The sequence below is a fragment of the Nonomuraea roseoviolacea subsp. carminata genome (assembly GCF_024172185.1).
In the GTDB taxonomy this organism is placed as follows: Bacteria; Actinomycetota; Actinomycetes; order Streptosporangiales; family Streptosporangiaceae; genus Nonomuraea; species Nonomuraea roseoviolacea.
On the sequence record NZ_JAMZEC010000001.1, the window covers coordinates 4,657,223 to 4,669,438 of the forward strand.

The 12,216-nt window shown below is 72.1% G+C and carries 14 protein-coding genes; 7 read left to right on the top strand and 7 right to left on the bottom strand.

Features of this window, described 5'->3' with window-relative positions:
* Positions 1–56: 56 nt before the first annotated feature.
* The 3 genes from HD595_RS21755 to HD595_RS21765 all read right to left on the bottom strand — a co-directional run bounded on the left by HD595_RS21755 (position 57) and on the right by HD595_RS21765 (position 2,240).
* Positions 57–851, bottom strand: coding sequence for an SDR family NAD(P)-dependent oxidoreductase (locus HD595_RS21755; RefSeq protein WP_253771795.1), 795 nt, complete (start codon positions 849–851; stop codon positions 57–59).
* A gap of 198 nt (positions 852–1,049) precedes the next feature.
* Complete coding sequence (locus tag HD595_RS21760) at positions 1,050–1,631, bottom strand: HAD family hydrolase (protein ID WP_253771797.1); 582 nt, start codon at positions 1,629–1,631, stop codon at positions 1,050–1,052.
* Between the two features lie 51 nt (positions 1,632–1,682).
* Complete coding sequence (locus HD595_RS21765) at positions 1,683–2,240, bottom strand: dihydrofolate reductase family protein (RefSeq protein ID WP_253771799.1); 558 nt, start codon at positions 2,238–2,240, stop codon at positions 1,683–1,685.
* A gap of 174 nt (positions 2,241–2,414) precedes the next feature.
* Between HD595_RS21765 and HD595_RS21770 the strand changes: the two genes are divergently transcribed.
* Together HD595_RS21770 and HD595_RS21775 are read left to right on the top strand one after the other, a co-directional pair.
* On the top strand, positions 2,415–3,236 hold the full coding sequence (locus HD595_RS21770) for a hypothetical protein (RefSeq protein WP_253771801.1): 822 nt from the start codon (positions 2,415–2,417) through the stop codon (positions 3,234–3,236).
* The gene (locus HD595_RS21775) at positions 3,233–3,628 is read left to right on the top strand and encodes a GntR family transcriptional regulator (protein WP_253771803.1); all 396 of its coding nucleotides are present in this window, start codon (positions 3,233–3,235) and stop codon (positions 3,626–3,628) included. Before HD595_RS21770 ends, HD595_RS21775 begins: the two co-directional genes overlap by 4 nt.
* 137 nt (positions 3,629–3,765) lie before the next feature.
* Here the strand turns inward: HD595_RS21775 and HD595_RS21780 are convergent, their stop codons facing one another.
* Positions 3,766–5,226, bottom strand: a complete 1,461-nt coding sequence (locus tag HD595_RS21780) for an amidase (protein WP_301309557.1) — start codon at positions 5,224–5,226, stop codon at positions 3,766–3,768.
* A gap of 279 nt (positions 5,227–5,505) precedes the next feature.
* On the opposite strand from HD595_RS21780, the gene HD595_RS21785 reads away from it, so the two are divergent.
* From HD595_RS21785 to HD595_RS21800, 4 genes are all read left to right on the top strand, one after another.
* Positions 5,506–5,718 (top strand): hypothetical protein, encoded by a 213-nt coding sequence (locus HD595_RS21785; RefSeq protein WP_253771807.1) that lies wholly within the window; start codon positions 5,506–5,508, stop codon positions 5,716–5,718.
* A gap of 51 nt (positions 5,719–5,769) precedes the next feature.
* Positions 5,770–6,249, top strand: coding sequence for an RrF2 family transcriptional regulator (locus tag HD595_RS21790; protein ID WP_253771809.1), 480 nt, complete (start codon positions 5,770–5,772; stop codon positions 6,247–6,249).
* Positions 6,250–6,336: 87 nt separating this feature from the next.
* Positions 6,337–6,792, top strand: a complete 456-nt coding sequence (locus tag HD595_RS21795) for a carboxymuconolactone decarboxylase family protein (protein WP_253771811.1) — start codon at positions 6,337–6,339, stop codon at positions 6,790–6,792.
* A 354-nt stretch (positions 6,793–7,146) separates the two neighbouring features.
* Entirely contained in the window at positions 7,147–7,992 is an 846-nt protein-coding gene (locus HD595_RS21800; RefSeq protein WP_253771813.1) for an NAD(P)H-binding protein, read from the top strand.
* Positions 7,993–8,038: 46 nt separating this feature from the next.
* Here the strand turns inward: HD595_RS21800 and HD595_RS21805 are convergent, their stop codons facing one another.
* The gene (locus tag HD595_RS21805) at positions 8,039–9,142 is read right to left on the bottom strand and encodes a winged helix DNA-binding domain-containing protein (RefSeq protein WP_253771815.1); all 1,104 of its coding nucleotides are present in this window, start codon (positions 9,140–9,142) and stop codon (positions 8,039–8,041) included.
* 137 nt (positions 9,143–9,279) lie between these two features.
* Between HD595_RS21805 and HD595_RS21810 the strand changes: the two genes are divergently transcribed.
* Positions 9,280–10,464, top strand: coding sequence for an MFS transporter (locus HD595_RS21810; protein WP_253771817.1), 1,185 nt, complete (start codon positions 9,280–9,282; stop codon positions 10,462–10,464).
* A 48-nt stretch (positions 10,465–10,512) separates the two neighbouring features.
* Here HD595_RS21810 and HD595_RS21815 read toward each other — a convergent pair whose 3' ends face one another.
* Both HD595_RS21815 and HD595_RS21820 read right to left on the bottom strand, forming a co-directional pair.
* Positions 10,513–11,454 carry a DUF5996 family protein gene (locus tag HD595_RS21815; protein WP_253771819.1) on the bottom strand — a complete coding sequence of 314 codons (942 nt, stop codon included), beginning with the start codon at positions 11,452–11,454 and terminating at the stop codon, positions 10,513–10,515.
* A 159-nt stretch (positions 11,455–11,613) separates the two neighbouring features.
* A complete protein-coding gene (locus HD595_RS21820; RefSeq protein ID WP_253771821.1) occupies positions 11,614–12,198 on the bottom strand; it encodes a 3'-5' exonuclease in 585 nt (194 codons plus the stop codon).
* Positions 12,199–12,216: the final 18 nt, after the last annotated feature.

Consider the following 12,216-nt stretch of genomic DNA (forward strand, 5'->3'; position numbering starts at 1 on the left):
TCCCTGAGGGTGGGACGCTCCCTGAGGGTGGGACGCCCCCTGAGGGAGGGACGCCCCTAAGGGAGGATCGCGTCGACGTAGCCGCCGTCGACGCGGATCGCTCCCCCCGTCGTGGCCGAGGCGTACGGCGAGCTGAGGTACACGACCATGTTGGCGATCTCCTCGGGCTCGATCAGCCGCTGGAGCAGCGACTGCGGCCGGTGCAGCCGCATGAACTCGCGCTGGGCCTCCGGCCAGGGCAGGTCACGGTCCACGAGTTCGTACACGAAGTCCTCCACGCCGCCGGTGTGGGTGGGACCGGCGATGACGGAGTTGACGGTGACGCCGCTACCGGCAGCCTCCTTCGCGAAGCCGCGCGACACGGCCAGCAGCGCGGTCTTCGTCATGCCGTAGTGGATCATCTCGACCGGGGTGACGATCGCGGAGTCGCTGGCGACGTACTGCACGCGCCCCCACGACCGGGCCTTCATCCCCGGCAGGTAGGCGCGGGTGAGACGGACGGCGGCCAGCACGTTGACCTCGAAGTAGCGCCGCCACTCCGCATCGGTGATCTCCAGCGCCGGCCGGGATCCGAAGACGCCGAGGTTGTTGACCAGGATGTCCAGGTCGGGAAGGACCTCGGTGACGTGGGCGGCGCCGTCCTCGGTGGCCACGTCGGCCGCCAGCGGCACCACGTCGGCCTGCGGCGCTTCGCTCCGGATCCGCTCGGCGGCCTCCTCGACGGTCGAGGCCGTCCGGCCGTTGACGGCCACCCGGGCGCCGGCCCTGGCCAGGCCGGTCGCGATGGCCGCTCCGATGCCCTGGGTCGAGCCGGTGACCAGCGCTGTCTTGCCGGTGAGATCGATGAGCATGAAGGGCTCCTGCCCGTTACCGGGGGGAGCATCCGTGCAGGACCACTAGCGGCTGTGGCCACGCTCGTCAGGAGCCCGCGATTCCTGGCCGACGACTCACGGGCGCGTCCCCGAAGCGCCCCTCTACAAAGTCGTGGTCACTGCCCGCCATGACGTCGCGGGCGCGATCAGCGTCAGGTGCCGCTCACCGAGGCCCCGCTACCAGGGCAGGGCGGCCGCGAGGTCGGCCGGTGCGCGGAAGTGGACGCCGGTCATGCCGAGCGACCTGGCGCCCTCCACGTTCTCCAGCCGGTCGTCCACGAACAGGCATCGTTCGGGCGCGGCCCCGGCCAGTTCCGCCGCGAGCTCGTAGATGCGGCGGTCCGGCTTGGCCACCCCGACCCGCGCGCTGCTGATCACGGCGTCGGCGAAGTAGGTCAGCCCCAGCCGGTCGAGGTGCTCCTCCACGGTGTCCATGGCGTTCGTGACCAGCACCACCGGCACGTGCTCCTGCGCCTTCGCCAGCAGCGCCCTGACCTCCTCGTCCACCCAGAACGGCACCTCCATGAACTCGGCCACCGCCTGCCGGGCACGCTCGTCGTCGCCCAGCGCCACGGCGATCGCGTCGGCCCACTCCTGTTCGGTCGTCTCGCCGAGGATGGCCGGCTTGATGAGGGCGGGGTCGAAGGCCGTGCGCATCAGGGGCAGGCCGTAACGGGCCTCGATGTCGGCCTGCACGGCGTGGTCGAACTGGCGAAGCACGCCGTCGAGATCACAGAGCACTGCGTCGAAGGGGGTCACAGCGGCCATTGTGCCGTGCGCGATCCGTTGGCATCGCCGCGCCCGTGCGTGTCAGCGCTTGGGTTCGAGGTGGAGCATCGCGATGCCGCAGTCGAACGGCTGCGCGTCCACCAGGCGCAGCCGCCGGTACGCCCCGCCGGGGAAGACGGGCATGCCGGAGCCGATCGCGGTCGGGTTGACGAACAGGTGCAGGTCGTCGAGCAGATCGGCGGCGATCAGGCTCGACACGAGCGTGCCGCCCCCGTAGACGATCATGTCGCCGCCCGGCTGGGCCTTGAGCTTGGCGACGGTCTCGACGAGGTCGCCGCCCGCGACGACGGTGTTCTCCCAGGGCGACTCGGCGAGGCTGTCGGAGATCACGACCTTGGGCGTGTCGTTCATCCAGTCGATGGCCTCCTGGCTCTCGCCCGCCGGTTGCGAGGCCCAGTGCGGGATGAAGCCCTCGGCGAGCCTGCGGCCCAGAACGATGCAGTCGACCGGCCGGGTGAGGCCGGTGATGTAGGTCTGGATGTCGTCGGTCCAGGGGAAGGTCAGCCAGTCCATCTCGCCGTCCGGGCCGGCCATGTAGCCGTCGGCGGTGGTCTGGACCTGGAGGATGAGCCTGCGCATGGGGTGTTTCCTTCCGGTTTCGGGTGTCGGCGGTGTTCGCTTCCGATGGCTCCACAGTGGCGGAGGGCTCTTACGGTTTCCTTCCTCGGTGCTTACGGCGTCTGGTCGCGTTGACTTTGTCGCAAGTTATGACGCATGATATTGAGACAATAGTTGCGACATAAGGAGGAGGGCATGGCAAGTGCATCGTCGCCGGGCGCCAGCCCGGCCGAGCTGCGGCGGGCCGGCAGTTGGCTGACCAGTCACGGTCTGCCCGACGCCGCGCCGACGCCGCTGCTGGCCATGCGGCTGGCGGTACGACGGCGGGCACGGCTGGCCGATCAGGTCGCCGTCGCCGCGCTCATCATGGGGGCCGCGCTCGCGCAGGCGTACGGCCGGCTCACCACCGGCGCTTCCGGCGGGTTCCCGGCGCACCGGTCCGCGTCGTTGCTGATCCTGGCGGCGGCGATGGCGGGGCTGCTCCTCGTCCGGTCGCTGCTCGACTGGTGGGTGCGGCGCGTCGACCGGCGTGCCGGAGCGGCACTGTCGCGCCGGGCGGCCCACCCCGTCCAGCCCGGCTGGCGTGCCGTGCTCGGCCGGCCCTTCGCGGCCTTCGCGCTCGCCACCTTCGCCGGCGCGCTGGTGCTGGCGGTGAGCGCCCTGACGGTCCAGGACGAGACCGTGCGCCACGCGGCCCTCGTCCTGCTGATCGGCCTGGCCGGGGTGGGCGCCGGCGTCGTCCTGCACCTGCGTGACCTGCTGGCGCGTCCGGTCGTGGCCGAGGACGAGGTCTCGCTGACGGCAGACGTCATCATGCGGGTCGAGGACGCGCGCGAGATCGCCGCCCCGACCGTGCTGTGGGCGCTGCCCGTGGTGCTGTTGTTCGGGGCCGCGCCCGGATGGTGGAACGTCGCCTCGCTCCTGTTCATGTTCGTGGGCCTGGCCGCGTGCGTCGCGATCCGGGCCAGAACGCCGTCGAGCACGACGGTGGCCCGGAGGGTGATGGGCGTCCGATGATCGTCATCGACTCGGGCTCGCCCGTTCCGCCGTTCGAGCAGCTCCGGGCCCAGCTCGCCCGGCAGATCCAGGCCGGCGCGCTGCCCGTGGGGTCCCGGCTGCCGACGATCCGGCACCTGGCGGCCGATCTCGGCCTGGCCGTCAACACGGTCGGCCGGGCGTACCGGGAGCTGGAGGAGGCGGGGCTGATCGAGACGCGCGGACGGGCGGGCTCGTTCGTGTCGGCGGCGGGGGAGGAGGGCCGCGAACGGGCCCGGCGGGCCGCCGCCGAGTACGCGGCCGTGATCGCCAGCGTCGGCATCGACGCGAGCGAGGCGGTCCGCATCGTGCAGGCGGCGCTGGGGTTCTCACCGGCCACGCGGTCGCCCGCGCCGACCGCCGGACCCGGATGAGCCGCCGGTCGGACCCGGATGAGCCGCCGGCCGAGCCCGGATGAGCCGCCGGCCGGACCCGGATGAGCCGTCGGCCCGCGGCCCGCATCGGGGTTCCGTAGCGGCCGATCCGCGCCTCGTCCGCTACGGAACCGCGGTCATGCGCCCTCGTCCGGCGCCTGGAAGCCGCCGATCCTCTCCTCCAGCAGTTCGGCCAGCCGCAGCGGGGTGCGGTCCTCGAACATCGGACCGATGATCTGCACTCCGACCGGCAGGCCCTCGGGGGAGCGGCCCGCGGGTACGGCGGTGGCGGGCAGGCCGGGCATGGTGGCCAGGCCGGCCCAGACGAGCTGGTCGAAGTACGGGTACTCGACGCCGTCGATGTCGATGCGCCGTTCCAACGGATTGGGATTGTGGTCGTGCGGGAACGCGGGCGTCGGCGTGATCGGGCACACCACGGCGTCGAACTCGGCGAACAGCTGCCGCCAGCCGTGACGGTGGAGCTCGCGGCGGAAGTCCGCCTCCAGCCAGTCGCGGTGGCTGAACATCATGGCGCGCAGCCGCGTCGCGCTGAGACTCTGGTCGTCCGCGCTGAGCCCGGCGACGCGGGTCCGCAGCTCCTCGTACGAGTCCATGGGAAAACGCGCGACGGAGCCAGAGATCAGCAACTGCGTGTAGAGGATCCCGGATTCCGCCAGATCGGGCAGCAGCGGACTGTGCCGTTCGACGCGGGCGCCGCCGTCGAGGAGCGCGTCGGCCACCCGGTTCACGCTCGCCCGCACGGCGGACCCGGTCGGGATGAGCGGATGCTCGTCCAGGACCAGGACCCGGAAGTCGCGGAGCCGATCGTGGCGGGCGGGCGGCAGCCTCAGGTCGTAGGCCACGCCGTACGTCAGCGGGTCGGGTCCGGCCATGACGTCGAGCAGGAGCATGAGGTCGCGGGCGGTGCGCGCCATCGGGCCGGCCACGGCGAGGTCGAGGTCGACCGGCAACGCCGGCCCGGGCGGCGGGACCATGCCGCGGTTCGCCACCAGCCCGAGTGTCGGCTTGTGTCCGTAGACACCGCAGAAGTGCGCGGGGGTGCGCAGCGAGCCGGCGATGTCGGAGCCGATGGACAGCGCGCCGAACCCGCACGCCAGGGCCGCCGCCGACCCGCCGGAGGAGCCACCCGACGTGCGCGTGCGATCCCACGGGTTGTTGGTGGTGCCGTAGATGTCGTTGAAGCTCTGGATGTCCTGGAGCCCCAACGGCACATTGGTCTTGCCGAGCACCACCGCGCCCGCGGCCTTGAGTCGCGACACCTGTACCGCGTCCTCGGCCGGCACGTGGTTCCGGTGCGGCGGCATGCCCCAGGTCGTGGGCAGCCCGGCCATGTCGTAGGACTCCTTGACCGTCACCGGGATGCCGAGCAGGGGCCGGTCCTCGCCGCGGGCGCGGGCCTGGTCGGCGTCGCGCGCGGCGGCCCGCGCCCGGTCGAAGTCCGGCACGCAGATCGCGTTGATCGCCTTGTCGTCCCGCTCGATCCGGGCGATCGCCTCGTCGGTCAGTTCCACCGAGGTGACTTCACCGGCACGCAACGCGGCCATGAGTTCTTCTGCCGTTCGATAACTCCATTCCATTCGTCCGACTCTAACGGCCTTTCTTGGGGACTCGCTTCCACGCGGGTGGCCCGTAATAACCAAAGATGGAAACGATCATCTTCGATCGGCTGAGCCACACATTCTTTCTGTTGTCAAAAAGTTGCTTCATGCCAGTTCAGCGGGGCTTTGGCGGGTGAATGCCGCTTGTGCGGGGCATGGTTTTCCGCTTCGCGCAACGAGATGGATGTCTCAATGCGTTCAGCGCGTTTCTCGTCGGACGCCGCTATTCGCCCGACCGTAGGCCATAACGCGCGGGGATTGTCCAGTGGACCGGCCGAAGTATTTCGCACCCGTTCTACGCGGGCGCGGGCCGCCGTCTCCGGCCTGGCCCGCCTGGACCAGGGCCGGCTGCGGCAGGCCATGGGGCGCCTCGCGGACGACCTGGCCGCCGGCCGCCGGCACGAGCGCCATCGGGACCTGCTGGACGCCGACGCCCTCGACGTGGGCTACCGCCTCGTGGCGGCCGGGTGAGCCCGGGCCCGGCACTCGCGAGGGCAATCCTGGATGTGTACTATCCAGGATATGCAGATGGGTGAGGGCGTGGAGTGGGCGCTGCACAGCTGCCTCAACCTGGCCTGGGCCGAGCCCGGCGAGGCGGTGCCGGCGGCCAGGCTGGCGGCCTTCTACGACCTTCCCGCGGCGTACCTGAACAAGCAGTTGCAGGCGCTGGCGCGGGCCGGGATCGTGACGTCGGTCTCGGGGCCGCGCGGCGGGTTCCGGCTGGCACGGGCTCCGGAGGAGGTCACGGTCCTGGACGTGGTGACGGCCATCGAGGGGCCGCAGGAGGCGTTCCGGTGCCAGGAGATCCTGCGGCGCGGGCCGGGCGGCAGCGAGACGATCGACTACCGCAAGGCGTGTGTGGTGTCGCAGACGATGCGCGGCGCGGAGCTGGCCTGGCGCAAGGAGCTGGCGGGTCAGACGCTGGCCGATCTCCAGGCGCGGGTGGAGAGCAGGGTGCCGCGCACTCCGGCCGTGACCCGGCAGCGGCTCCGCGAGCTGTAGGGCGGTAGGGAACGTCGTGCGCGAGGGCCGCGCCTACGTGTGAGCGAATTCTGGTTATTGCATATCCAAGTAGAGGAGAAGAGAGAGATGCAGGCTCGGATGCCGAACGTGTACAAGCTCGCCTCCGGCGGTTACCAGGCCCTGAAGGCGCTGGAGGCGTCCCTGGCGGAAAGCGGCGTCCCGCGCGAGACGCTGGACCTGGTCCGGCTGTGGGTCAGCCAGATCAACGGCTGCGCCCTGTGCGTCGACATGCACGCGCGCGAGGGCCGCGAGGCCGGGATCACGGACGAGCGGCTGTGGGCGGTCGCCGCCTGGAGGGAGGCCCCGTTCTACACGGACGCCGAACGCGCGGCGCTCGCCCTGGCCGAGGCGGTCACCCGCATCGCCGACCGGCCGGAGGGCGTGGAGGACGCGGTGTGGGAGGAGGCGGCGGCGCAGTTCGACGACGCGGCGCTGGCGGCGCTGGTGATGGCCATCGCCTCGATCAACGCCTGGAACCGGATCAACGTCGCCACCCGCCAGATCGCCGGCTCCTTCCGGTGATCCCGCTCTTCAGGCCCGCTCTTCAGGTGACCCCGCCGTCCGGTGACCCCGCCGTCCGGTGACTCCGGCCGTCTGGTGACTCCGGCCGTCTGGTGACTCCGGCCGTCTGGTGACTCCGGCCTTCCGGCGACCCGCCTTCTGGTGATCCCGCCTTGTGGTGATCCCCGCCTCCGGCTCGCCTTCTTGGGCTCGCGCCTTCCGCGGTGTGTCGGCGGCTCCTTCTGGGGGTCCGCGTCCTGGAGGGCCGGCGACGCTCCTCGGCTCGCCCTCTCCGCCTGAGAGGCGAACGAGTCCCAGGCGGCAGTCCGGATGTTCGGTGGAATATCCGGGTCGGAGGCGCGGCTGCCCTGTGGCATGAGCGAGATTCTCGTGATCGGCGCGACCGGCAACGTCGGCCGCCATGTCGTCGCCCGGCTCCTGGACGCCGGGGCTTCAGTACGGGCCCTGGTGCGGGACCCGGGCGGGGCCCGGCTTCCCGAAGGCGTCGAGGCGGCTCGGGGCGACCTGGCCGAGCCGGGCACGCTGGAGCCGGCGCTGGCCGGGGTGGACGTGGTGTTCCTGATCTGGCCGTTCCTCACCGCCGAGGGCGCCCCGCCCGTCCTCGACGTGCTGGCACGGCACGTCCGGCGGGTCGTCTACCTCTCGTCGTCCGGCGTGGACGACCAGGCCGAGCGGCAGACGGACCCGATCAACCAGCTCCACGCCGACATGGAGGCCCTGATCGCCGGGTCCGGCCTGGAGTGGACCGTGTTGCGGGCCGACACGATCGCCTCCAACGCGCGCGGCTGGGCCGCCCAGGTCCGGGCCGCGGGTGTCGTGCGCGGTCCCGAGTTCGCCTCCACGGCGGTGGTGGACCCGCGTGACGTCGCGGACGTGGCGGCGCGGGTCCTCGCCGGGGACGGGCACGCGGGTGCGGCGTACGTGCTGACCGGGCCCGAGGTGATCGGCCGGGCCGATCAGGTGCGGGCCATCGGGGAGGCGATCGGGCGGCCGGTGCGTTTCGAGAGCGTGCCCGTGGAGGAGGCGCGGGCCCGCATGCTCGCCGACGGCCGCCCGCCCGCGCTGGTGGAGGCGCTGCTGGCCGCCGCCGGGACCCGTCCGCGCTCCGGCCTGGTGACCTCCACGATCCAGGAGCTCACGGGCGCCCCGGCGCGCACCTTCGGTCAGTGGGCCGCCGACCACGCCGACGACTTCCGGTGAAGCGTCAGCCGGGTGGGGAGGCGTGGCGGCGCGGCCGGTGGGCCGGTCAGCTCTGTGCGGTCGTGACCCGGACGTCGTGGGCCCGGCCCGCCGCGGCGAAGCGCAGGAGGCGCTCCCCCTCCTCCACCAGCTCCGCCGCCGTCGCCCCGTCCGTCACCGGCTCGAACAGCTCCACCGCCAGCACCGCCGTGTCCCGGTCCTTCGCGATCTTCCAGGTGCCGCGGACGAAACCGTCCACGAGCACCGTGGGGGCGACCATGGAGCCGACGCAGACCCGCCTGCGGTGCTCGTCCGTCATGATCCGCGTACGGTCGGCATAGGCGACCACGAGGTTGTCGAACGCGGGCAGGAACCGCACCGGGACCGGCGTCCCCGGGTCGGGCAGCTCGGCCTCCGGCAGGTCGAACAGCTCGGCGCCCGTCTCGTCGCGGTAGACCCGCAGCCGGGGCCGCAGCCGCTCCAGGTCGGCCTCCAGCCCGCGCAGTCCCGACCACATCTGGAGATCCCGCACGCCGGCCGGCCCGAACGCCGCCAGGTAACGCGGCACCAGGTCGTCCACGCGCGGTTCGGCGGCCATCGCGACGCCGAGCCACTCCTCGGCCAGCGTGAACGGCGTCGCCCCGCCCTTGCCCCACGTGCCGCTGGGCGGCCGGTGGATCACCGGTACGAGCGTCTGCACCGACCAGGCCAGCGCCTCGGCGTCGCGGTCCGGCCAGCGCTCGGCCAGCAGGTCGCGCAGCCGGGGCCGGGTGAGCGTGCGGCCCCGGAGCAGGTCGCGTCCGGCGGCGGCCAGCTCGTCGAGGTCCATGCCGGCCGTGGCCCGCCCGAACGCGGCCTGCCGGGCCCGGCCCAGCGGGCCCCGCATGAGCGGGCGCAGCCAGGGGAAGTCGGCCGCGGTGACGATGTGCTGGGTGCCGCGCAGCACCGACGACCGCACGACGCTCCTGTCGTACAGCAGCCCGGTCAGGTCGTCGTGGGTGAAGCCGGACAGCCGCGTCCAGAGGCCGAGGTACGGCGGGTCGGCGGCCTGCGCCTGTAACCCGACGAGGTGCCTGACCATGTCGAGGGCGGGCAGGTCCGCCCGCGCCGTCAATGACTGCCGCGCCAGCGCGGCCCGGTTGAGCGTCCGCCGACTCACTCTGTCGTCCATGCCGCGAGCATGGCAGCTATAGCGGAAAGGTTCGTTCCGTGATGGCGACGCGACTGGTGAGGTCTGAAAGCCGCCGGTGCCCGTCCCGGCGCCACTGCTTGGCTGAACACCCAAGCCAAGCCCTCGAACGGAAATCCATGTCCACGACACTCCAGCCCCGCACGCGCCCGCCGGTCACCGCCTGGCTCGCGGTCGCCTCGATCACCCTCGGCATCTTCGCGATCGTGACCAGCGAGATCCTGCCCATCGGCCTGCTGACCACCATCGGCGCGGACTTCCGCGTGTCCGACGGCACCGCGGGCCTGACCATGACGCTGCCCGGCGCCGTCGCCGCCGTCGCCGCCCCCGTCGTCACCCTGGCCACCGCGCGCCTGGACCGCCGGGTGATGCTGGGCGTCCTCATGGGGGTCCTCGCGCTGGCCGACGTGCTCGCGGCGGTCGCCACCGCCTACGAGGTCATGCTGGTCTCGCGGGTGCTGGTGGGGCTCACGATCGGCGGGTTCTGGTCGATCGGGGCCGGGCTCGCCGCCCGCCTGGTGCCGCCGGCGGCGGTCGGCACGGCCACGGCCCTGATCTTCTCGGCGGTGCCGCTCGGATCGGTGCTCGGCGTGCCGGCCGGCACGTTCGTCGGCGACGTCGCGGGGTGGCGGACGGCCTTCGTGGCGCTGGCCGTCCTGTCGGCGGTCGTGCTGGCCGCGCTGCTCGCGGTGGTGCCGCCGCTGCCCGCCCGGCAGGTCACCAGTGCCCGGGTGCTGCGCGACCTGCTGCGCGGCCGGGACACGAAGGTGGCGCTGCTGGCCACGGCCCTCATCGTGCTGGCCCACTTCGGCACCTACACCTACGTGACGCCGTTCCTGCGGCACGTCACGGGGCTCGGCCCCGCGGCCGTCAGCGCCGCGCTCCTCGCGTACGGGGTGGCGGGCATCGCGGGCAACTTCCTGGCCGGCCGGACCGTCGCGGCGGCCCCGCGCGCGACGTTCGCCGCCGCCGGCTGCCTGATCGCCGCCGCGACGCTGCTGCTGCCCGTGCTCGGCACGGGGGCCGGTGGGGCGTTCGCCCTGCTCGTGGTGTGGGGGCTGGCGTACGGGGCCGTGCCGGTCTGCTCCCAGGCGTGGTTCGCCCGGGCGGCGCCGCACGCGCCGGAGGCGGCCACGGTGGTGTTCACCTCGTCGTTCCAGGCCACCTTCGCGCTCGGGGCGCTGCTCGGCGGGGTCGTCGTGGACGCGGTCTCCGTCTCGGCGGTCATGGTCTGCGGAGGGATCGCCGCGCTGCTCATGGCGGCGTCGCTGGCCCGCCTCGGCCGCTCCCCGTCGAGCCCATGACGTCCCGCCGACTGGTCCGGGAGCTGCAGCCGTCGAAGTGGACGGCCATCACCTCCCGGTGCTCAACCGCGGATCAGTGACACCGCCCGGACAGGAGAGACGCGCGATGTCCCAGCCGGCGCGCCGGGCTCCGGCCTGGTAGGCGCTGTCGTAGAAGGCGAGGACGGCGGCGCGCGGGTCGGGCTCGGCTCGGGCGTCAGCGTGGCGCAGCACGGCCAGATGGCTGTCTCGTTGCGTGATCCACCGCGCGGCCTCGGGTTTCAGGGGTTCGCTGTCGAGCCCGTCGGGCTCGGGAGCGGTGTAGGAGTAGAAGGCCGGCTCGGGAAAGGCGTCGTCGCCGAACCAGAAGCCCGAGCTGATCACCTCGTGGGAGTAGGCTTCCCGCGTCACGGGGTCGGCCTCGGGCGGCTGCTCGATCAGGCGGTCGGAGAAGCGGGTGCAGGCGATGTCGAAGGTGTGCCAGAAGTGGTGCACCGGGCTGACCTTGCCCGAGTAGTCCGCCGCGAACTCCTCCAGCAGCAGGTTCACCTGGCTGAGGACCTGCCAGTAGCGGGTGACCGCGACGGGGTCGTAGGCGGCGTGCTCGGTGTCGTCAGCGAACGGCCGGTCGGAGTCGGGCAGGTCGAACGGCCGCGGTACGGTCATGTCCACTCGCACGTCCAGGGCCGCCAGGGCTTCCATGGTGCTGTTGTAGAAGGACGCCACCGACTGGCCGTAGAGCGTGAAAGAGACCGCCCGGCCGTCCACCGTGGTGACGACCAGCCGATGGCTGACGAAGTCGAAGTCGATCGTGAAGATCGGGTTGCCGTCGGACTGTCCCATCGGACGGGTGGTGATCCCCCGCCCGGTGACATGGAACGGTACGTTCCACCAGTGGTTGCGCCGGACCGCCGAGGCGAGCCGAATCTTGCCCACCACCTGGCAGAACCGGTGCACCGTTGCTTTGGTGTCCCGCCACTCGGCCAGTGGCGGAACGGCGAGCAGCTCCATGACACCACCGTTCCCTCACAGATCCGGCGCTACCCACACGAGGCGGGAACTCGACTCAGAAGGCCGGCTGCACGATGAGCATGGGGACCGTCTGGCCACCGGGTTCGTCGGCCCGGAGCTGATCGAGCGGGGGAGATCAAAGCACAACAGATCATACTGTTAGCCGCTCCAAGTGACTGTGGCTGTGATCGGCCAGGCCCCGCGGTCCAGCAGGTCGAGGACGAGTGCCGCGATGTTCCACGCGTCGTCCTCGCCGCGGTGATGGCGTCCTTCGAGCGGAAGTCCGGCGATCTGTAGAGCCTGGTGCATTCCGGGTTTCTTCCGCAGCCCGTACGCCGCGGTGAACACGGCCTTGGCGTTGGTGTGGGTGCGTTCCGTGGGATGGCCGAACGGGTAGGCCACCCCGTCGGCTCGGCTCTGCCGGGCGAACTGCCGACGGTCGTACTCGCCCCAGCTCGCCCAGGGGCGTTCCCCGGCCTCGAATTCCTCGACGAGGAGCCGGCAGGCCTCGGCGAAGGTGACGCCCCGATCCACCTCGGCCTGCGTCAGCCCGGTCAGTTCCGTGCAGAAGCCGCTCACCGCCGATCGGACCGGGCGGACCAGGACACGGTGCCGGGACACGCGGCGCCGTGCCGATACGTCCACGACGGTGAGTCCGATCTCGATGATCTCGCTGACCGAGCCGGGCGGCGGCTGTCCGTCCCAGCAGGTGGCTTCCACATCGATGACGTTCAGCAAGCGCATGGGCCCAAGGTAAGGCAC